Annotated in this window: 21 protein-coding genes; 3 read left to right on the top strand and 18 right to left on the bottom strand. The window is 34.7% G+C overall.

The features are described 5' to 3' along the window. Window positions 1–63 precede the first annotated feature (63 nt). On the bottom strand, window positions 64–741 hold the full coding sequence (locus NKG37_RS14900; protein WP_212121483.1) for a DUF554 domain-containing protein: 678 nt from the start codon (window positions 739–741) through the stop codon (window positions 64–66). 118 nt (window positions 742–859) lie between these two features. Next, complete coding sequence (locus tag NKG37_RS14895; RefSeq protein ID WP_254414877.1) at window positions 860–2107, bottom strand: APC family permease; 1248 nt, start codon at window positions 2105–2107, stop codon at window positions 860–862. A 129-nt stretch (window positions 2108–2236) separates the two neighbouring features. Between NKG37_RS14895 and NKG37_RS14890 the strand changes: the two genes are divergently transcribed. Next, window positions 2237–3136 carry a LysR family transcriptional regulator gene (locus NKG37_RS14890; RefSeq protein WP_101730173.1) on the top strand — a complete coding sequence of 300 codons (900 nt, stop codon included), beginning with the start codon at window positions 2237–2239 and terminating at the stop codon, window positions 3134–3136. Beyond that, the gene (locus NKG37_RS14885) at window positions 3133–3687 is read left to right on the top strand and encodes a sugar O-acetyltransferase (RefSeq protein WP_254414876.1); all 555 of its coding nucleotides are present in this window, start codon (window positions 3133–3135) and stop codon (window positions 3685–3687) included. The genes NKG37_RS14890 and NKG37_RS14885 overlap by 4 nt, the downstream gene beginning before the upstream one ends. 69 nt (window positions 3688–3756) lie before the next feature. On the opposite strand, the gene NKG37_RS14880 is transcribed toward NKG37_RS14885, so the two are convergent. Then, window positions 3757–4269, bottom strand: a complete 513-nt coding sequence (locus NKG37_RS14880) for a DoxX family protein (protein WP_016200775.1) — start codon at window positions 4267–4269, stop codon at window positions 3757–3759. 406 nt (window positions 4270–4675) lie between these two features. Between NKG37_RS14880 and NKG37_RS14875 the strand changes: the two genes are divergently transcribed. After that, window positions 4676–5443 (top strand): IclR family transcriptional regulator, encoded by a 768-nt coding sequence (locus tag NKG37_RS14875; protein ID WP_016200773.1) that lies wholly within the window; start codon window positions 4676–4678, stop codon window positions 5441–5443. Between the two features lie 252 nt (window positions 5444–5695). Here NKG37_RS14875 and NKG37_RS14870 read toward each other — a convergent pair whose 3' ends face one another. The 15 genes from NKG37_RS14870 to NKG37_RS14800 all read right to left on the bottom strand — a co-directional run bounded on the left by NKG37_RS14870 (window position 5696) and on the right by NKG37_RS14800 (window position 22518). Next, window positions 5696–6244: a hypothetical protein gene (locus NKG37_RS14870; RefSeq protein WP_169188255.1), complete on the bottom strand. Its 549-nt coding sequence runs from the start codon at window positions 6242–6244 to the stop codon at window positions 5696–5698. Between the two features lie 178 nt (window positions 6245–6422). Further along, the gene (locus NKG37_RS14865; protein WP_101730178.1) at window positions 6423–6956 is read right to left on the bottom strand and encodes a cell wall hydrolase; all 534 of its coding nucleotides are present in this window, start codon (window positions 6954–6956) and stop codon (window positions 6423–6425) included. A 282-nt stretch (window positions 6957–7238) separates the two neighbouring features. Then, window positions 7239–8630: a 23S rRNA (uracil(1939)-C(5))-methyltransferase RlmD gene (gene rlmD, locus NKG37_RS14860; RefSeq protein WP_101730179.1), complete on the bottom strand. Its 1392-nt coding sequence runs from the start codon at window positions 8628–8630 to the stop codon at window positions 7239–7241. A 313-nt stretch (window positions 8631–8943) separates the two neighbouring features. Beyond that, entirely contained in the window at window positions 8944–9696 is a 753-nt protein-coding gene (locus tag NKG37_RS14855) for a nucleoside 2-deoxyribosyltransferase (RefSeq protein WP_254414875.1), read from the bottom strand. 38 nt (window positions 9697–9734) lie between these two features. Beyond that, window positions 9735–11078 (bottom strand): amidohydrolase family protein, encoded by a 1344-nt coding sequence (locus tag NKG37_RS14850; RefSeq protein ID WP_254414874.1) that lies wholly within the window; start codon window positions 11076–11078, stop codon window positions 9735–9737. Window positions 11079–11108: 30 nt separating this feature from the next. After that, window positions 11109–12074 (bottom strand): nucleoside hydrolase, encoded by a 966-nt coding sequence (locus NKG37_RS14845; RefSeq protein WP_254414873.1) that lies wholly within the window; start codon window positions 12072–12074, stop codon window positions 11109–11111. Beyond that, complete coding sequence (locus tag NKG37_RS14840) at window positions 12062–12682, bottom strand: hypothetical protein (RefSeq protein ID WP_254414872.1); 621 nt, start codon at window positions 12680–12682, stop codon at window positions 12062–12064. Before NKG37_RS14840 ends, NKG37_RS14845 begins: the two co-directional genes overlap by 13 nt. Window positions 12683–12749: 67 nt before the next feature. After that, a complete protein-coding gene (locus NKG37_RS14835; protein ID WP_254414871.1) occupies window positions 12750–13475 on the bottom strand; it encodes a carbohydrate ABC transporter permease in 726 nt (241 codons plus the stop codon). 167 nt (window positions 13476–13642) lie between these two features. Then, a complete protein-coding gene (locus tag NKG37_RS14830) occupies window positions 13643–14887 on the bottom strand; it encodes an ABC transporter substrate-binding protein (RefSeq protein WP_254414870.1) in 1245 nt (414 codons plus the stop codon). A 26-nt stretch (window positions 14888–14913) separates the two neighbouring features. Then, window positions 14914–15867: a carbohydrate ABC transporter permease gene (locus NKG37_RS14825; protein WP_254414869.1), complete on the bottom strand. Its 954-nt coding sequence runs from the start codon at window positions 15865–15867 to the stop codon at window positions 14914–14916. Between the two features lie 36 nt (window positions 15868–15903). Further along, window positions 15904–17001, bottom strand: a complete 1098-nt coding sequence (locus NKG37_RS14820) for an ABC transporter ATP-binding protein (protein WP_254416404.1) — start codon at window positions 16999–17001, stop codon at window positions 15904–15906. Between the two features lie 310 nt (window positions 17002–17311). Then, entirely contained in the window at window positions 17312–19351 is a 2040-nt protein-coding gene (locus tag NKG37_RS14815) for a beta-galactosidase (protein ID WP_254414868.1), read from the bottom strand. 21 nt (window positions 19352–19372) lie between these two features. Then, window positions 19373–20200, bottom strand: a complete 828-nt coding sequence (locus NKG37_RS14810; RefSeq protein WP_254414867.1) for a carbohydrate ABC transporter permease — start codon at window positions 20198–20200, stop codon at window positions 19373–19375. Beyond that, window positions 20200–21117 (bottom strand): carbohydrate ABC transporter permease, encoded by a 918-nt coding sequence (locus tag NKG37_RS14805; RefSeq protein ID WP_254414866.1) that lies wholly within the window; start codon window positions 21115–21117, stop codon window positions 20200–20202. The genes NKG37_RS14810 and NKG37_RS14805 overlap by 1 nt, the downstream gene beginning before the upstream one ends. 87 nt (window positions 21118–21204) lie before the next feature. Further along, window positions 21205–22518: an ABC transporter substrate-binding protein gene (locus NKG37_RS14800; RefSeq protein WP_254414865.1), complete on the bottom strand. Its 1314-nt coding sequence runs from the start codon at window positions 22516–22518 to the stop codon at window positions 21205–21207. Window positions 22519–22582 lie beyond the last annotated feature (64 nt).

Here is a 22582-nt window from a genome sequence, read left to right as displayed (position 1 = left end):
TTAAATTGTTTGGAGCGGATCAACATGCTTTCTAATAAGCAAAAAACTTAGGCAAAATTTTATCTAAAATAGCGTTAAGATTACAAACCAAATGGCTGGTATTAATAGAGATGGTAACAGATTTAATGTCTTAAATTTTTTAACTCCTAATATGCTCAACCCTGAGCTAAGTATAAGAATTCCACCAATAATCGATATTTCTGCTAGTAAATCAGTCGTTAAAAAGTTTGCAAGTAATCCTGCTGTTACATAAAAAAAACCTTGCCATGCAAATAAAACTAGAGCAGAAGCTGCAATTCCAAATCCAAAGGTAGATGCTAATACAATAGAAGTAACACCATCCAAAATAGCATTTGTAAAAAGATATGTATGATTTCCTCTTAGTGCACTCTCAATAGGTCCTAATATGGATAAAGTACCTGCACAAAAAAGTAAGATCGCCGTCGATAACCCTTCTGCTAGATTTCCTTTTGAAAATTTAGCCACAATTCGTTTAAAAGCATTCTCAATGTCTAATTTTTCCCCAATCAAACCACCAATAGCAAGACTGACAATAAACAGAACAGGGTATTTACTGTCTGGCATATATTGAACAATGGAATGAATTCCAAGAGCAGTTGCGGCAAGCCCCATTGCTTGCATTAAAATATCTTGATACTCTGCTTTAATCCCCTTTTTCAAAAAGCTTCCAATCGTACAGCCTGCTAGAATCATAAAGCAGTTAAATAATGTTCCAATCAATTTCTATTCTCCTTGACTTTATATTTTTATAAACACCGCATTACTTAAGTTAAAAATAATAATGCTCCCATATATAAAGCCATTTTATCCTATTCCATTACATTTTGGTAATTTTTCATCAAATATCAAGCTTTTCTTGGCTGTTATGTCTTTCATGGCGCCATCCGATCAATAAAAAGGTTAAAGCAAAGATAACAACTAAAGAAATGACAGAAGAACGTAATAGCAAAATTCCAAATAGGACACTTAACATCATTGCCATTCCTTTTATCCATGGATTATTCAATAATTTGATTGCTGCAAATAAGCCAATTAGTGCATTAGCAATAAAAAAGGCGTTCGCAAAGCCAACAAGCTGTTCTACTGTCACCACTTTTAATAGAACTAATACTGCAAAGAAAAGATGGATCGATACAAGTAAAGCAATTGCTTTAAATGGTGCACCATTTGCGAGCTTTTTTGTGAGGAAATGAAAAGATGAAACAGATTTTGATAATGCTGCTACAAGTCTCGCTACTCCACCAACTACCATTAAATGTGTTGTTATACAAAGCCCAGTTGCTACGAGCGCTAATAATCCAACAGATAATTGCCCAAATAGCGGATACATGATACCAGTTAATCGAATAGAAAATGTGCTGTTATACATTGTCCATTGGACGGCCGCAGAAAGAACTAAATTGACGATCAATATAACAGCAGCGCTAAAAAAGATGGCTTTTCGGATTGTTGTTTTCGGATTTTTCACCTCACTCGAATAATTCCCCACAATCTCCCAACCGACAATCGTCCAAAAAAGCAGCAAAAGATTATAGCCAAAAGAAGAAAAATGAAAATCAGGAAAAGTCCAAGTACCAGAAGGCTCATTAAGCAAAGCATATATACTTCCACTAACTAATATCAACACGGCCAAGGTAGAGATAATAAAGGATAATTTACCGAGAAAGTTCAATCGAAATAATAAAATCAGCCCATTCATAACTAATAGCACAATCGCAATCCACTCAACTTTTATTTTATCTGGAAATAACCATGTCTGAATATATTCTGCTGCCGTCATCATAACTGCCACTGGGCCCATAAGTGCTGCAATCATAAGAAAAACAGAAGCGAGATTTTTTATTTTTGTTCCGAATGCCTTTTCCATTGCATTGCCAAGACCTGCTTCTCCGGGAAATTTAATTATTAATTCTCCACATACATAAGCAAAACAGATACCGATTATAGACATAATTAGCCATGCAAAAATCGCATAGTTTCCTAGATTCTCATAAATAATGGTTGGTAATAAAATAATTCCTGATCCTAAGAGTGGCCCAATGATTAAGCCACTTAACGTCAAGGAACCGATTTTCCTTTGATTCATTCTTTTTCCTCATTTCCATCAATTTTTAATTATTTCTTACTTCCTATTGTATTTGCCTCTTACCATTCAGTAAAATAGATAAATACGATAAATGATATCGTTTTTTTCGATAATAGGAGAGTGATAAAAATGGAAATTCGACATTTACAAACATTTAAAGCCATTGTGGAAGCAGGTGGTTTTGCAAAAGCAGCTAATCAGCTTGGCTATGCACAATCAACGATTACCTCCCATATTCAAGCTTTAGAAATCGAGTTAGAAGGTCCGTTATTCGATCGACTAGGGAAAGCCATTGCCTTAACAGAGCTTGGCAAATCGTTTCTTCCCTATGCGAATGAAATGCTGCGTCTACATAAAGGAGCAAAAGAACTGCATCAATCTTCTATTACGAAAAAAGGAAAAATTACAATTGGGGCATCAGAATCGTTAACAGTTTACCGCCTTCCTACTATCATTCAGGCTTACAAAGAAAAGTTTCCAGATGTGCATTTATCAGTACGAATGGGGACATGTGAGGAAATTCAGCATTTAGTAGAGATTGGGGATTTAGATATTGCCTTGCTTCTTAATCTAGAATTTAAAAAGCATCCATCATTGGAAACCATTAAAATGTTAGATGAACATATGAGTATCATTTCCTCACCAGATCATATGCAACCAAATTCGATTCTTTATTCGGAAAGCAATTGTCCTTATCGAACAATTTTTGATAAATTCATCGAAGAAGAAAAAATCACGCCTACTTCTTTTCATGAATTTTGGAGCATTGAAGCAATTAAGCAATGTGTGCAATGTGGTTTAGGATTGGCACTTGTTCCAGAAATTACGATCCAAAACGAATTAAAAGATGGCCGTTTATCGGCACGACGTTTAGATACGAAACATGGTCAAGTTGCTTCCTTCCTTTTTTATCATAAAAGCAGATGGGTTTCTCCGATAGTTCACTATTTTATCGAAGAAGCAACAGCCTATTTTAAACAAGAGGAAGAAAAAGAAAACCATAAAAATAAAGGGAGCAAATTTGGATGAGTGATACAAGGAAAATTTATTATGAACGTGGGACAGAGGAACTAAGAAAGAAAAATATTCATGCCCACAAACTAGTTCAAATATTTAATAATAGCAACATAGAAAATGCAGACCGAAGAGAGAACATTATAAAGGAGTTGTTTGGCAGTGTTGGTGTAAACCCTAGTATAGAACACAACTTCCATTGTGATCTTGGTTACAACATTCATGTAGGAGATAACTTTTATGCTGGATATAATTGGACTATTTTAGACATGGCTGAAGTTAGAATTGGACATAACTGTATGATTGGTCCTAATGTGGGAATATACACAGCTGGACATTCCATTGAACCTAAAAATAGAAATAGTAGTGGCTATGCAATTCCAATTACAATAGGAAATGATGTTTGGATTGGTGGTAGTTGTGTAATTTTAGCTGGGGTAAGTATTGGCGACAATTCCATTATTACTGCTGGATCTATCGTTACCAAAAATGTCCCTGCAAATACAATTGTGGCTGGAAATCCAGCAAAAATTATAAAAAACATAGAAATTAATGAATCTGAATAAACTAAAAAGGCTCGCCATAACTGCTAACAGTTGACAAGCCTTCTTTTCTATAATCTAATGAGGAACTTCTTAAGCAATCGCTGTTTCTTTTTTATGTTTATTTTTTCTATTGTTAAATTGGTTTTTGATATATGGCATTGCATAACGGTCAAGACCAAATTTACCAGCGTTTGCTCCTGCTACGATTACGAATATTGCTAACAAAATCATTTGTCCATTTGTACTTACTGTTCCACTAAAGAGGAAGGCGAAGTTCATGACCATACCCATTAATGTTGCGAAGCTTGTGAATAACCCTAAGATTAATGCTATCCCAACAAGTAATTCTCCCCATTGAACTAAGAATGTAAATAAATCTGCATTAGGTAGTGCTACATGTTCTAAAAACGTTGCCCACCACCCTTGTACTGCTGGGTGATCTCCTGTGCTATTCGCAATCGCACCTTGTAAAAATCCACTTGCGTCAAATGCACCACTTGTTATCTTTCCGTAACCTGCATGTATAAATTGATAGCCAAGATAAATTCTTATAAAAGCTAATATTCCTGCAACCACTTTATTATTTCTTAATAAGTCTAACATTTTACTCCATCTCCTTAAGATTGATTAATTATTAGTTTGTTCATTGTTTCACATTTTTTACAAGATCTTGTTTGTTTCTTACTACACTTTTATAATAGCACTATTCCTAACGTAAGAAAGGTTATTGTGATGTTATTCACATTTAGTTCTCAAAGTTATGGCTTAATTGTGAACGACACAATTTGTGTAATGAGAATGGACATTTCCAATCATACTTTAACTGGTTTTCCCTGCTTCTACATGCCTTAAAAGTAAACACTTACATAAAATCATTTTAGAATTTTTTCATTATTTATAAAATGCCGTTGCTATTTTCAAATAGCTATATTAATGTAAATGTATCAACTAGATGTTTTCTATCATAGCAATCAGTTAAATAATATAAAACAAATATGGAGAAGATACTATGCCAATCATTCAATCTGTTGAACGTGCTCTTCAAATATTAGACTTATTTAACGATCACACGACAGAATTAAAAATTACGGAAATTAGTGACCAAATGGGACTTCATAAGAGCACCGTTCATTCTTTATTAAAGACCCTTCAAGCATCACGCTATATGGATCAAAATCCAGAGAACGGGAAGTATCGATTAGGCTTAAAGCTAGTGGAAAGAGGAAACTTAGTTATAAATACATTAAACATCAGACAAATTGCTAATAAATATCTTGTTGAGTTAGCTCAAAGAACTGGTCAAACATGCCATCTTGGAATTTTAGATGGGAATGCAGGTGTATATATTGATAAGGAAGAAGGAGCTAATTCGGTAATCCGTTACTCTCGAATTGGACGAAGAATACCTCTTCACTGTACAGCAATCGGAAAAACGCTGTTAGCTTACCAAAAGCCAGAAATAGTAGATGAATTGCTAACAAAATATCTTTTTGAACAAGCTACAAACCGTACAATTACGACGAAAGAAGCTTTGCTGACTGAATTAGAAAAAGTACGTGAAAAAGAATATGCAGTTGATGACCAAGAAAATGAACTAGGTGTTCGCTGTATCGCTGTACCAATCATTAATCAGCATAAACAAATACTTGCCGCATTAAGCATTTCTACACTAGTATCCAGAGTGGATGATGATACCCTTGAGGATTATATCCAACTTCTTAAAAAGACTGGAAATGAGTTATCAGAGGAAATGCGATATGGGGTTCCGATTAAATAAAAGAATTGTATGAAATAAAAGACATGGAAAAGGACCAAGTCCATTTTTCATGTCTTCTATTATAACCCCAAAATTAGTTTCCACTTTTTTAGGCAATATTCTACAACATATTACTATATCACTTTAATTTTATAGAGTCTCATGAACTTAAGGTTCCCTTTATACGCTAATTGATTTGCAGAAATAAGGGAACCCAAATATAAGATGTTTCAATAAAATTGCCACCTTTCAAAGGTATCCCCTGCTACTTTGTTACTTCTTATCAAACGAACCCCATAAATCATTTACGCGAATTAACATTCTTTCAATTTTATAATCACGATTTAAATTTGCTTGCCCAGTCACTCTTTTAACTTCCGGTGATTCCGTGCCCTTTTTGTGATACTCTAATGCGATAGAAAAGTTATAGATGTTTTCTTTGGAATCTGTTCTTTCATAATCAATATTTTTCACCTTTAAAGTATAATTATTTTTATACGGTTCAATCATTAACACTGTTCCATATCTTGAGATAAAATCATTGTAAGATGTTTGATTGGCAAAATAATCTTTGTATATTTCTTCTTCATATTGGACTAATGCCTCTCGTTTTTCCGCTACATCTATTTTATTTTCCATTTGTTTATTCCATATTTCTGTTAGGTCATCATTGGGGCCATTTAAGGTAGTTTGTAAAACGGCTTCTACTGTCTGTATGTATTCATCTGTATCCTTGTCTGTTTTCTCAGTACATCCAACTAATAATAAAATAAGAAAAGGAATTAACGTGATTTTGAATGAACGATAGCAGCTTTTCTTCATCTCATCCCCTCCTCGATAAGTAAGTATACGAATAATCACATGAAAAGTTTCAAATATTTTCCTGCTTGATTTTTTCAATTAAAAATAAAAAAGAGGAGATCTATAAAATCCCCTCTACTTACAATTATATTGATAACATATTATATGAATGCATTATTGGCTGCTTAATCGTATAAAATTAAATAGAAAATGCGTGATTACCTATTTTCTTCATTACTTTTCTTGTAAAGATCCAATCACTTGTTGCTGTATCCGGGTTATAAAAATAAAGAAGCTCTTTATTCTCTTTTCCATTTTTTAATGCTTCTTCTACAGCTTCGCGTGACTCTTTATCTGCTTTTTTATGAATAGAACCATTTTGTACAGGCTGAAAAGCATTTTTCTCATAAATTACATTTTCTACCGTATCGGGAAACTGCTCATTTTCCACACGATTTAAAACTACATCAGCTACTGCCACTTTACCGGCAAACGGCTCCCCCTTCGCTTCTGCATGAACAAGACGGGCCAGTAAATTTTTTTCATTGTTCGTTATTGCTGTTGATTCATCAGAAGCACTAACATTTTCCTTTTTATCAACTGCAAATTTTCTTGTTGATACAGTTGTTGTTTTCTTCGTACTAATAGTTTCTGCTTTTGCAATGGACGGAACATATATATAAGAACTACTAATTAAAGTGAAGATAATTGCAATAAATAATAACTGTTTCATTTTTTTATACCTCCTGTTTTAACAGGCCCATATACAAGGCTAACAGGTTTGCAAGCAAAACTCATTGCATAATTGTTGGAAGAACTGTAAGATTCGTTGGGATATTTGGAAGAAATAACTATATATTTACAATTCACCTTTTACCGATAGGTCATTTTTCTCCTATTTAGCGGATGAAATTTTTTTTAGAGGAGAAGATATTAAACTAATACAACTCTATTTAACGTCTATAACAACCAAAAAAGCTGATACCAGAAAAAATCTGAAATCAGCTTCACTCTTTTAATTGTTTCTTACAAGTAAGGCACAGCACTCTACATGAACGGTATGTGGGAATAAGTCCACTGGTTGAACAACTTTTAATGTATATCCAAATGGCTCAAGCTGCTTAATGTCTGTTGCAAATGTATCTGGATTACATGATACATATACAATTCGTTCTGGTTGAGAACGTCCGATACGTCTCATTACCTTCCCACCTGCTCCAGAGCGAGGAGGATCTAGTAATAATAACTCTGGTCTGCCAAATGTTTCTAAGACTTGTGCTAATCCTGTTCTTGCATCTTGCGCTAAGAATGTAGCATTTTCAATCCCATTATCGCCAGCATTGCGTTTAGCTGATTCAATCGAACTTTCCACAATTTCAATTCCAACAAGCTTGCCGACTCTGCTTGCAAATGGTAGCGAGAATGTTCCTACACCACAGAAAAGGTCAATCATATTCTCTGATTTTTTTGGTTCTGCCATTTCTACAGCTAAATCGACCAATTTTTGTGCTTGTGTTGGATTTGTTTGGAAGAAGGTATCAAACCAAACTCGGAAACGATAGCCATCCATTTCATCATAAATAAAGTCTCGACCAGCTAATGTATGGCTTTTCTCTGATTGCGTACGATCTGCCCAATCTGTATTTTCTAACCACATGAAGCTTTTTACTTGTGGAAATTTTTCCGTTATGCGAGCAACAATAGTATCCACGGCATTTTTCAAAGAACCATCTGGAGCTTCTGTTGCAAATAGTGCCAGCATCATTTCACCTGTTGCAAAAGATTGTCTCACCATTAAATGACGAAGAAGTCCTTCATGTGTATCTTTGTTATATCCTTTTAAAGCATGCTCTTTTACCCAATTTGCTACTTCAAGTGCCGCTTCCACCATTTCTTTACCAGCAATAAGACAAGTTTCTAAAGAAATGATTTTTCTAAAATTTCCTTGTTCATGTAGTCCTAGGGAACCGTCTGTAGCAAACGTAAATTCCATTTTATTGCGGTATCTCCAAGGCTCGTCCATTCCAATTGTATCTTTCACTAAGTTAGGATCAAATCCTTGTTCTTCAATCACACGTTTCACATGATTTGTTTTTTGTTGTAACTGCCCATTATAATCCCAATGTTGCCAGACACAACCGCCACATTTTTCAAAATGTGGACACGCTGCTCCGATTCTTTCCACATGTGCATTAAGAATTTCTTCTGGCATTGCCTTTCTATGTCTTCTTTGCGGCTGATCAACCGTTACTCTTACCTTTTCACCTGGTAATGTTTGCGGAATAGTTAATTTTAATTTCTTTTTGTTTCCTAATTCATTTTCACGCCAAACAACTGCTTGTCCAGCCCCTTTTTCATCAACATTCTTAATTTCAACAATCATCGTTTCTTTTTCAATAGTGGTCAAACGTTTTTTCCTCCTTAAACAATTTCACTAATCAAATTTATTTAAAATGATTTATTTCTCATTGTTAGTCTAACTATTATATTTTTAACATACTTCCCTAGTATAAAGGACAATCATACATATGAAAATAATTTTTATTTTGTAGATATTAGTAATTTTTTTCATACAAACTTTATCCTTACGATTTTATTAAAAATGAAATATTTAACACATACAGCAAAAACCTTCGGAAGATGGATATATCCATTTCCGAAGGTTCTTTTATTATAATATACCTAAATTTGCAGTCTCCTATCAATTGCTAAATCAGTCTCTAACACATAGAGTTATCTTCTGCCAGCTTCTTTAAACAATCTTCTAAGGAACCAACAACAATAGTCATAGGTATAGCTAACATTAAATTAAGCGGTAAATTAAAATCTTCTATAAACATACCATCTTTATACAGTCCAGTTTTTTTATCTACATCAACTATTAATCTTTCTTTCATTGACTGGCCATTGTCTATATAGCCATAAAGTTTTTTTCCTAATCCATAACCTAACCCACATTCAAAAACTGTTCCCGAATCTGGCTCATTCCCACGAAATGGATTTAAATTTGCAACAATTATATCACACTCTCGAATCAATCCTTCATTCGAATAAAAAATCATAGTTGCCTGTTTCTCCTTTTGCAAATTATCGATTGTTTCATTATCACTTGGATACAAACCTCGGTATCCATACTTTTCACAAAGATTTATCATTCGAGTACGAATTATTAATGAGTCTGGATGAAATACATGAAAGCCAGCCAAATATATTTTTAAAGAAGGTTTGGTTTGATCTTCTTTCCATTTTAAAAAGGTAGGAGAAATCGTGTTGTTTATAATCGATTTTTGTGCATCTTCTTTATTTTTAAAAATAAAATTATGAATGAAAGGGTGATGAATATCATCCTCATAGACAACGTATTTTTTTCCTTTAGGGCTTACTTTATAAAATTGGACTCCCTCTTCTGTTACACTTCTTTTACACTTACTAACTCCTCCATTGACAACAATATAATATTCTATTTCCTCCATAAATTCCTCTCAATTCCTTCTATAAATGTGCATAAAATCTATATCCCTGCTTTTATCGCAATTGGTTTCAATGCTTTATTACTTTCAAACATGATTTTTTCTTCATCTAATGTAAGAACTTCTCGGTTTTTCATTACAATTTTTCCGTCAATAATTGAATCTTCCACATCCCTAGAAGTAGCACATTCTACAATGGTATTTATTAATTTATGTGATGGGCTTAAATGCGGTTGATTAATATTTAATAAAACTAAGTCTGCTTTTTTTCCAACTTCAATGGATCCAATTTGCTCCTTTAGCATTAAAGCAGATGCTCCCCCTGCTGTCACCATTTTCAACAAATCTTTTGCTGGAATAACCATTGGATCAAATATTGGCAGTCCCCAGTAAACGTTAAGTCCAGAGCGAAGGACTCTCATTTCATCAAATAAACTTAAACTTGAGCCAGCAGCACCGTCTGTTCCCATGCCAATTGGCATATCATTTTGCATAAAGCGAGGAGTTTTTGGAAATCCGTGACTTCCAAAATTACTTCTTGGATTATGAACGATGTTTACTTTTCTTTCCTTTAATAGGTCAATCTCTGATTCAGACAATACAACACTATGTGCTGCTAATAAATTGGGACCGAGGGCACCAAATTGGTCAAATACTTCTGCAGGTCTTTTTTGGTAATTTTGTAAACAATAACTTACTTCATCTCGATGTTCTGATAAATGAATATGTAAACCAGTATTATACTCTTTTGCTTTCTCTGCCATATGTTCAATTAAAGCAGGTGTACTTGTCATTACCTGACGTAAAGCAAACCAAATCTGAATTCTCCCATCGCCTGCTCCATGAAAATCTTGATATAAAGATTCAATTTTTTGTGCTGCTTCAAATGGATTACTCTTCATTGAATCAGGTATAAATGGTCCCTGATCCATAGTTGAACATGTAATTGCTCCTCTTAGTCCAGATTGTACTGCCACCTCCGCAACTTTGTGCATATGTACTCCACCTGATTCAGCAAATGAAGTTGTTCCAGATTTAATCATCTCTAAACAACTAAGTTGAGCACTAGTAGACACATCCTCTTCATTTAAACTACTTTCAAATGGTACTAAAATTCTCGCCCAAACCATTGGATACTCATCCGCTGTTCTTCCACGAAGAAACTGTTGACAAATGTGGGTATGTGCATCGACTAATCCGGGCATTAATAACTTTCCATCTCCGTATAATGTTTCCTTTGCTTCGTATTTTGCTTCAACAGTTTCTACAGAATCGATCGCTAAAATAATATCTTCATTTATAACTACAGATTGATTTTCTTTTATCTCGAATTCAGGTGTAATCATACTGCAATTTTTTACTATTAAGCTTACTGGTGTTTTCATTGGTTTGTCATCCCCTCGTCTGTTTTTATTTCAGACAATATTTTTATAGAAATCTTCCATAAATCTTTCTGCATCAACTTTAATACTGACCTCTGTTTGTAGAGGATTAGATTCTTCTCGATATAAATCTTCTATTGTTCTTCCAGCTGAGACACCTTCTACTTCCACTTCTAAATGGATAGGAATGGTTTGCACAAAAGAAGGATCTTTGCCGACTGCAATAGCTAAAGGGTCATGTAAGGCGCAACCTTTTAAATAGGGATGTATCTTTTTATAAGCATCAAGATAATACTGTGTAAACTCAGCAAAAAAACAGGATAGTTCTGTTCCTTTTTGTTTCCAATTAGCTACATCCTCTGTAGTTAATAAGGTTTTTCTTGTTACATCTAACCCAACCATCGTAATAGGAATATTCGTCTTATATACATAATTTGCAGCATGAGGATCAATGGCATAATTGGCCTCTGCATATCTATTTACATTTCCCGGTGTAGTTAGAGCTCCCCCCATGGATACAACTTTCCCTACTAGATTTATAATATTAGGATCTTTTTTTATTGCTAATGCCAAATTTGTTAAAGGTCCTGTTACTACTAACGTTAATTCTTCTTTATACTCATAAATTTTTTCTATTAGATAATCAACTGCATGTAACGATGGGCAATCTACTAAATCCTCTGGTTGAACATTACCAAGGGTATTCCCTAATCCATCCATCCCGTGGATTAATCCATTGTATTCTTTTTCTAATAAAAGAGGCTTCTCCGCTCCCTTCCATACACCTATATCGCTTCCGAGTAGCTGCACTATTTTCTTTGCATTCCGATATGTGTAGTCGACAGGAGCCATTCCGTAACATACCGTTATCCCTAAAAGCTCAATTTCAGGAGAATGAACGGCATATCCTATTGCAAGCGCATCATCAATTCCTGTATCACAATCCAAAATCATTTTTACCATCTTATCACCATCTTGTTTATTTTTTATGCTTGCCATGAGTTGTAGGAAAAAGGGGTAACTTCCGGTTCTTTCCTTTCCTTATCACTTGTTAAGATCTCTATTAATCTCTTTTTATAAGCTAAATTAATATCTTCCTTCTCCGGTATTACCTTACTGGCCTCTTCTAAAAAATGAAGGATATCTTTCCCTTGCTCTCTTCCTCTATTTGTATGCATATCTAGAGCGAAATCAGGAATTACCGGCTTTCTTCCCTGTTCAAACTCGTGAATGACAATATTTTTTAACCAATCAGAAGAACGTTCTTTTGTACATTGGCATAAATATCGAATAGCATGGACAAAAAACATAGGACGATCCCCATCTTTATAAGGAAAATTCTGTCTCATCGTATTTAAAGTATTTATTAAAATAGGTGCATTTACTTCACCAAAACCAATATCTTCTACTGAAATAGCAAGTAGTCTTCTCCACATTTTTTCTTCAAATTCAGGACTTGTAATATACATTTCATATGCTACCGTCACTGCTTCTTCTTCTAAACCCCGCCTAATACTTTTTTGCAGAGCAGATATAATCTCATCTCCCGGTATACCGTTTCTTGTTTCGACTTTACTCCACGGATCATAACTCATAAATTTTTCCATGAGATACACCAACTTTCTACTGAATTTTCACTTTTATCATTAGGATTACTTTTAAGATATTAAGATACTATTTAACAGAGCCTTCTGTTAAACCTTGAACGATATACTTCTGAAAAATCATTACAAGGATTAAAATTGGTAGACTCGCAATTACACCAGCTGGAAGAATCATTTCATATTGAACCCCTTCTTGACCAATTAGTTCACCAATTCGAATAGGAATTGTTTTTAAATTTGTGTTGGTAAATACAGAAGCAAATATAAATTCATTCCAAGCACCAATGAAGACAAATATCCCCGTTGTAACAAGTCCAGGAAGCGATAATGGTAGAACCATTTTGACAATTGCCTCAAGTCTTGTACATCCATCCATTCTAGCTGCTTCTTCTATATCGTTTGGAACTGATATAATAAAAGCTCTAAACATCCAAATAACATAGGGTAACGAAAAAGTAACATAAGCACAAATAATCCCAATATGTGTGTATAGTAGTCCACTCATTCTCATCAATATAAAAAGGGGAATTAATAAAGCCATTTGTGGTAACATTTGTGTCCCTAATATCATTAAATAGAGCGAATTTCTACCTGGGAATTGCAATCTAGCAAATGCATAGGCTCCAAGTGTCCCAATTACTATACAAATAAGGGTAGTAAAGGAAGCAAAAATAAAGCTATTGGATAGTGAACTGGTAAAAGATTCTGTTTGAAATAACTCCAGATAATATTTAAATGTAACTTCGTGTGGAATCCATGTTGGAGGATTTTGAAACAACTCCACTCTATATTTCATACTGGACAAGATTAGCCATAAAAAAGGAAATAGCAAATATATCATTAAACCAATTGAAGCCCCAATTAGTAATGTCTTTTTTGCATATTTTTTCAAAACGCGTCACCAGCACTTTCCCTGTTTTTTTTACTGGAAGAGGATGATGGCATCCTCTTCCCTTTCACCTATTATGGGTTTATATTAAGCACTTCAGCTTCCGCATCTGAAAGTGCCTTTTCAGCATTTTTTTCGCCTTTAATTACTTGTATAAATTGTCTAGATACTGTATCTGAGATTAATGTTGCTTGCTTATGTTTAAAAAGACCATGTGGATATTGAATTTGTTCAGAAACATACGCAAAGTGTGGGTATTTCTCAAGGACCTCTGAATCTTCTAAAACATCTAAGTTAGCTGGAATTCTTGCTACTTCTGAAAGAGCCATTTTCTTCTCTTGTTCTGCACTTGTAGCAAATTTTATAAATTCAAATGCTTCTTCTTTATGCTTTGAATTAGCTGGAATTCCAATTGCACCAGTTTCTGCTAAACTTGATGTTTTTTCTGTACTACCTGGCATTAACGCTGTTCCTAACTTGCCAATTATTTTCGATTTTTCTGGGTCATTTGCAAACCCTACAATGTCCGGATAACCGATAAACATCGCAGTTTTACCTTGTAAGAACTGATCTTTAGATGCTTCATTTTCAAAAGATAGTGGATCCAAGATCTTCGCATCCATATTAATTTCTTCTAATCTCTGTAATGATTTTAGTCCTTCTGGAGTATTAAAAGTTGGCTTATTTGTGGAATAATCCCAGAACTCTCCACCTTCCGCTCTTAAATTTAATATAAATGGTCTAATTGCATCTTGTTCTCTTAATTGAGTAGACAGGGCATATTCAATATCTGTTTTTTCTTGGATTTGTTTACCTACTTCAATTAACTCATCCCAAGTTTCCGGAACTTTCGTAATTCCAGCTTCTTCAAAAATTTCCTTATTATAATAAAATTGTGTTAACCACAAATATCGAGGCACCCCGTATATATTTCCATCATAGGAAAGGTTGTCAAAGCTTAATTGGCTAAAGCTATTTTTCACATCATCCGTAATATAGTCATCTAAAGGTTCTAAGAAGCCTTGCGATGCAAATTCATCAGCCCAATCATCACGAACATGAATAATATCATAGTCATCCGAGCCACCACTTAAGGCAGTAAACATCTTGTCATGCAATTGTTCAAATCCGACTACCTCATAGTTCACCTTTATCCCTGTCTCTTCTTCAAATTCAGCAGCTTGATCTTGCCAAAACTGATCCCCTACATACAATATGGTAATCTCTTTCTCTCCTGAACTACTTGCTTTTTCATTTCCACAAGCAGTTATCGTCAATAATAAAATAACCGCTAATAATGCTACCCCCATTTTCTTCATTTCCTTTTCCCCTCCTAGAAATCCTCTTAGTTTTCTTTCCCTAATACACGTAAATAAAATACTGTTATAACCATAGTAATAATAGTAATCAACCAAGCGAGCGCTGAGCCGTAACCTATGTCTAAATAGCGGAAGGACTGATCATATGCGTAGACATTCAAAACCATGGTGCTGTCTACCGGTCCTCCTTTTGTTAGTACACTAATGATGTCAAATACTCTTAAAGTCCACATTGTTTGTGTAACCATAACAACAAATAAAACTGGCTTTATTGTTGGTAAAACAATACTTTTAAACTGTTGGAATGGACCAGCTCCATCCACTTTTGATGCATCGTATAATTCTTTTGGAACACTTTGAAGTGCTGCTAATATTAATAGTGCTGCAAAAGGTGTACTCTTCCATATATCCGCTAAAATAATAGCTCCCATTGCTGTTGATTGTTCCGTCAACCACATAACAGGTTTCTCAATAATATGTAGCTCTAGTAAAATATGATTGATAATTCCGTTGCTAGAACTATACATCCACTGCCACATGAGTGCATTAACTACATTAGACAAAGCCCAAGGAATCAGAAATAATCGTTTAAATAACCATGACCCCCATATGCCATGATGAATAAATAGGGCAATAGCAAAAGCGATAATTAACGTTCCTAATACACTGACAATAGTAAACACAATAGTGTTAGATATAATATTCGGAATTCTAGGATCGGAAAAAATTTTTAAATAGTTATTTAATCCAACGAATTCAAAATCGATAAGGCCGGCTTTATACCCTACTTTGTTTAAAGACATGACAAAGGAATAAATGATTGGAAAAACAATCGTTAGTAAAATTAAAAGCAAGGATGGAAATAAATAGATGGAAGCAGTTTTAGTTTCAGATAATCTATCAAATCGTTTTCTCAAACTTAATGATTTCGTATTCTCGGCCTTTTTCTTTAAACTTTCTTTTGATAGCTGGGTTTGCAAATGATCCCCTCCAACACACTATAAATTTCATAAAAATTAAATATTCGTAGATTCATTAAATATATTTTCCTCCTTCATTGAATCGAAAAAGTGCAATTTTTCAACATTGAACCCAATTTGGACAGTGTCTCCAATTTTTAAATGGTTATAGCGTTCTAATCTAATTAATACATCGCCAACATCGGTTTTACAGTAAATCACCGTTTCAGACCCTAGGTACTCGATTGTCTCAATGATCCCAGTAAAATGCTCATTCTCTTCAGTAGTAAGAAATAAATCCTCCGGACGGATACCAATGATTACAGCTTGTCCCTCATATTCACTTAACTTTTCAGATTTATCATTCTGGACTTTCCAACTTCTTTTACTTAAAGCTACGAAAGGGACTTTATCTTTTATTCCTACATTCCCATTAAGTAGATTCATGGGTGGTGTTCCTATAAAACTTGCAACAAAAGTATTTTTTGGGTTCTTATAAATGTTTGCAGGGGTGTCAATTTGTTCTAGTTTGCCTTTATTCATCACAGCAATTTTAGTACCTAATGTCATGGCTTCTACCTGGTCATGTGTTACATAAATCATTGTTGACTGAAGCTGTTGATGTAGTTTGGATATTTCTTTTCTTGTGGATACTCGGAGGCTTGCATCTAAGTTGGATAGCGGTTCATCAAATAGAAAAAAATTAGGTTGTTTTACAATTGCTCTTGCTAAAGCAACTCTTTGTCTTTGTCCACCTGATAAATGCTTTGGTTTTCGTTTTAATAGCCCATCTAACCCTAGCATTTTTGCAGTCTGCTGAATCATTTCATTCATATCATCTTTCGGTACTTTTGCTTTCCTTAATCCAAACGCAAGATTTTCATATACATTTTTATGTGGATATAAAGCATAGCTTTGAAATACCATACCAATTTTCCTCTCACCTGGTGACATCTCATTTATAATTTCATTATTAAATACTAGTGTCCCATCTGTGATTTTCTCAAGACCAGCTATCATCCTGAGCGTGGTCGTTTTTCCGCAACCTGATGGTCCTACTAAAACTAAAAACTCTCCTTTTTCTATTTCAAGATTCAGATTATCTACAGCTAAGGAATTATCATTGTATTTCTTTGTAATTCCATTTAATATCATCTTAGTCAAGTGACCACCTCAGTTTATTATATATAGAATTTTCTGACTATTAAATGTTACAATTCCTAACATGGATTCATTTTAATCAAGATTTTTATATAAGTCATTGTATATGATGTATAATAATAAAGTTCCGTTTTATTCAATATAGATAAAAATCTGCGTTAAAATGTCAAAAAAATACAAAATTTGCACTTGAATGCCGAACATTAACGTTAATTTAAGTAACATCATTCATGTTTAAACAAAAATAAAAACGCAAGATTTGAATAATAATTCAAATCTTGCGTTTTACCGATCCATTCAAGTGTTATTCTAATATTAACACATCATAACCCCTCAATCTTACCTTCTGATATACCTTCTCTCCTGTTAAAATATCTGTCATTTCTTGTTTCACGTTAATTTCCTGAGGCAACTGAGAATAATTCAATAAGAAGACAAATTCCTCCCCTTCTTTTTTGCGAATAGATAACTCTACACTTTCTGGTAAATCAAATTTATTTCGATAATCATTTATTTGTGTTTCTTCCATTAGTTTTTCGGCAAGCTCGATTGTAAAAACCCCACCAAAGTAATAACAAGTACCCTCTCCATATTGTCGCTTAACTAGGGCTGGCTTTCCTTCGAAATAGCAATCTGAAAACTTCCCAATTACTTCAGCATTGTCTGCCTCTACTTTCAAAGCTTCATAAAAATTATTAGTTTTAATCTCCCCTTTTTCTTTATAGATTACCTTCGGAGTAGCTTCAAATGGTGCTTCCCTAGTAAAGTCCTCCACCGTAATTCCTGTAAGCTCTGCTAAATAGCCTGGGAATGCTTTCATATAAGTTTGACCGGTTTCATCCTTATATCCAGTTCGGCAGCCTAGAATTAATTTGCCTCCTTGATTTACATACTCTTTCAACAAATCTGCTGTTTGTTCTGACACAATTGCTGCATGTGGATACACGAGTACTTTGTATTTTTTTAACTCCTCCACATTTGAATTTTTATTTAAATTATAGGCATCTACAGGGACATGATTATACTGAAGCGCTTTAAACCAAGCCTCTTTGCTTATCGAAGCAAAAGGTCCTGACCACTTATCAAATTCCCCGTCCCACTCATTATCATAATTGGTAAGGATCGCTATCTCCGCTTGGTAGTTTGCCCCTACTACTTTCTCTCCAATAAGGTGTACTTCCTTGCTTACTTGCTCCACTTCTTTTATACGACGATTAGGCAAATTATGATAGTCATTGATTCCATGCCAATAAATTTCTGTTCCTTTCGTTGCGGTTCTCCAGCGGAAATACATGACTAAATCTGCTCCATGAGCGATTGATTGGTATGTCCAGAGGCGAAGCTGACCTGGATTAGGAGACGGTTGTTCAAGTCTTGTTACCCACCCTCCCGGACCAGACTGTTGTTCAAAGATAGCAAAATTTGCTGAAATACTTCTCACAACACTCAAGTTCCAGCTCCATTTCCGATCGCGTAAAGGCTTCTCACTTTCATCTTCTAACACCCTTCCAAAATTGGGATAAGAATCATAAGCATAGAAGTCTAGCACTTCATTTGTTAATTTATGATTATCTAAATGTTTGAACATTCCATTTGTTGTTATCCATTGATTAGAAGTATATTTCCGAATGATATCCCCTTGCATTTTTGCATAGGAAATAGCACTATCAGAAATGAACCTCTTTTCATCTAACATATGATGAGGATTCGGTGAATTTGAAACCGTTATACGAGTTAGATAAACTTGATCCCAGCTTGTATACGTCTGATTCCAAAAAACGGTCCCCCACGCCTTATTTAGTTTCTCTAATGTTTTATACTTTTCTTTGGCCCATTTTCTAAAAGCAAGATGATCTGCTTCCGAATAAAAAACATCTATTTCACAGTTCAATTCATTATCAATCTGCCAACCGACAACTCCTGGATTATCTCCATAGTGTTTTGCCATTTCTGTAACAATCGCAGTACTTAACCTCCGATAGTTCTCGGAATTATAATTATAGTGTCGACGTGCTCCATGCTGGTATGGAATACCTGCTTGTGACACATTCAATACATCAGGATATTTATGTGTCAGCCATGCTGGTGGGGTTGCTGTCGGAGTCCCAAGCACTGTTTTCAAGCCTAATTTATGAGCCTTTTCAATCGCACGATCAAATAAATCAAAGGAATATACTCCTTCTTCTGGTTCGAATATCGTCCAGGCGAATTCCCCCATGCGAACATAAGTAAATCCTAAATCTTTCATTCTTTGAAAATCATCATCCCATAGTTCCTCAGACCAGTGCTCTGGATAATAACAAACCCCAAGCATTAACTTTTCTGCTGTCCATTTTTTTGTCATTATTTGTCCCCTCACAAAAATTTATTCTTTTATCGAACCGCCTAAAATACCGGAAATAAAATGCTTTTGCAGGATTAGAAAAACAGCCATTACCGGGATTACTGAAATAGCTGTCCCTAACATTAACTGTCCGTAATCGATAGAATTAAGACCAGCTAAAGTGGATAAAGCTACTGGTAATGTATAATTTTCTTGTGTCGTCATCACAATTAATGGCCACATAAAATTATTCCATTGATGGGTAAAAAGAAATATCCCAACAGCTGCCAAAGCAGGCTTCATTGTTGGCAAAGCAATTTTGAAAAAGATAAAAAATTCTCCAGCTCCATCAATCCTCGCTGCTTCAATTAAAGAATCAGGTATCCCTTGCATATTTTGCCTTATTAGAAAAATGGCAAATGGATAGCATATTTGTGGCAATATAATCGCTTGATACGTATTAATCCAGTCTATCGCACCAAAAATTTGGAATAGTGGAATAATCGTTGCCTGATACGGGATCATCATTGCCAATAAAAAGGAGGCAAAGATTAAATTGCTACCTTTAAATTTAAATTTCGCAAAAGCATAGCCAGCTGCAGAGCAAATGAATAAACTTACTACTACAAATACAATCGCAATGACAGATGAATTAGTTACTGCTTTGACAATATCAATTGAATTACTTAAGTTTCTTAAGTTTTCTATGAAATAGTCACCTGGAATCAACTTAGGAGGAAAGGCTAACACATCACCTGAAGGATTGGTTGCACCAACAACCATCCAATAAAAAGGACCAATAGAAATGACAACACCAATTAGTAAAAATAGATGCATAAATATTTTTTGAATACGTTTCTGTTTTGCCATCAGTCATTCCTCACCACCTTAAATTGAATCCACGATAGAACTGCGATAAAGAGCACAATGACATAAGCAATTGCAGATGCATAGCCAAAATTAAAGAAACTGAAGCCTTGATTATAGAGATAGTAAGTAATCGTTATCGTCGCATTATTTGGACCACCATTTGTTAAGTTGTACGGCTCATCAAATAATTGAAAGGACCCGATTGTCGACATAACAAAAGTAAATAATAAGACAGGCTTTAGCTGTGGAATAGTGATATAAAAGAACTTTTTTATCGTACTAGCACCATCTATGCTTGCAGCTTCATACAAACTATTCGGGATATTTTGTAAGCCTGCTAATAAGATAACCATATTATAGCCAGTCCATCTCCATGTTGTTACGAGAATAAGAGAAACCTTCGCCCAAAAAGGATCGGTTAACCAACGAACCTTCTCTAATCCCATCGATGTTAATAAGTAATTGATTAATCCGTAATCTGTATTCAGTAATAGTACAAAGATTATAGATGCTGCAACTAATGAAGTAACAGCAGGCGTAAAAAAAGCTACGCGGTAAAAACCTTTCATTCTTAGTAATCCAGAATTCAATACACTTGCTAAAATGACTGCCAGAAATAACATTATAGGAACCTGCACTAGTAAAATAGTAAATGTGTTGCCAAGTGCCTTATAAAAGAGCGGGTCACTAAATAAACGAGAATAATTAGCAAAGCCTGAGAAAGTATAAACACCTGCAACCTTTGTTTGAAAGCTTAATAGAAAAGAAGCAATAATAGGATAAACAGTAAAAGCAATAAACAACAAAAGGGCAGGCCCAACAAAGATATATGGAACAGTCTTAGGAGTGATATACTGTTTTTTCTTTTTTATTGTTATACGATTCGTTCCTGTTTCCAACATTTTATTATCCGACATACTTCTTCCCCTCCTTTTTTAGAGGCTGCTTCAAAAAATAGGTTCCATTTTCTGAACTAGCCTCTAATTCTATATCCACAATAGTTTCTAATTAGACGATTCTAAGCCAGTTTGCTGCTCTGCCTGTTTTTTACCATCTTCCAATATTTTTTCTGCTGGCTTACCTTCAAGTAAAAAAGCTTCCATTTGACTTGTCATGATTGATCTAAGCTCTAATTCTGCACTGCTGTGGTTAACGGAAGGGATATCTGTTACTGTATCAGCAAAATCTTTAAAAAATGTTTGGTTACTAAAGTATTCTTGTTCTTCGCTGAAAACAGGCTCTTCATATGCTGATAATAAAGCCGGGAATAACCCTCTATTCGTCAGCGCTTTAATTTGTGAATCTACATCTGTTGATGCAAATTCAGCAAAAACATATGCTGCAACTTTATTATCAGACTTGCTTGGAATTGCTAATGCAGATCCCCCATCGTTAGAGGCTCTTCCTCCACCTTCTTCAAAAGCAGGCAATGGGAACATTCCCCACTTTCCGGACAATTCAGGCATTTGTTCGATCATCGTTCCACTCCACCAAACAGCACCAGGCTGTGTCGCAACCTCTCCATTTTTCATTGCTGCTACTTGACCATCCCAGTTATTCGTATAGATAATTAACTCTGCGTCTTTCATTTTTTGTAAAATAGAAACTGCTTTTTTAGCGGCATCAGAAGTAAGATCTAATTTATCATCCTCTGTAAAATAGTAGCTTCCTTGCTGTTGAAGCATAATTCTAAGCAGTCCATCGCTATCTGTTCCTAAAAACGCTTTGCCAGTTTGTGTAACAACCTTTTTTCCTGCTTCAATATAATCATCCCATGTCTGAATACTCGCTGGATCAACTCCAGCCTCCTCCAAAATATCTGTCCGATAAATAACACCAACTGGACCTAAATCTCTTGGTGCTGCAATAATATTTCCATCCTTATCCTTTAATCCATCTATTTTTGATTTAGAAAATTCATTTTCATGTTTAGCAAAGCCAAGAGAGCTTAAATTCGCAAATGCATCAGGAAAATCATCAGTAAACGAATGAATCCGATTATTTTCCACTTGTACTACATCTGGTAATCCACTACCACCTGCTGAAAGACCTGCACTAACTTTTTGGTATACTTGATCGACTCCAATGTGCTCCACTTTTACATTTACATTAGGATACTTTTTATTAAATGCTGGTAATACATCCTTTTCTAAATAGTTGGCTTCCAATGCCCAGGCCCAAACCGTAACATCGCCTTTTATATCTTCTGGATTCTCTGGAATAGTTAAATCCTCTGTACTCGTTGAAGAACTATTACTACAAGCTCCTAGCACAATCGTCAATAATAATAATAAAATGAAACCATACTTTCTCTTCATAAAAGCCCACTCCTTTTAAGAAAGATATTTCACCAACTATTAATCTTAAAAATTACTTTCGATC

Source organism: Niallia sp. RD1 (genome assembly GCF_024219955.1).
In the GTDB taxonomy this organism is placed as follows: Bacteria; Bacillota; Bacilli; order Bacillales; family Cytobacillaceae; genus Niallia; species Niallia alba.
Note: the sequence above shows the minus strand (reverse complement) of the source record. Positions and strands in the feature narration are given on the sequence as shown.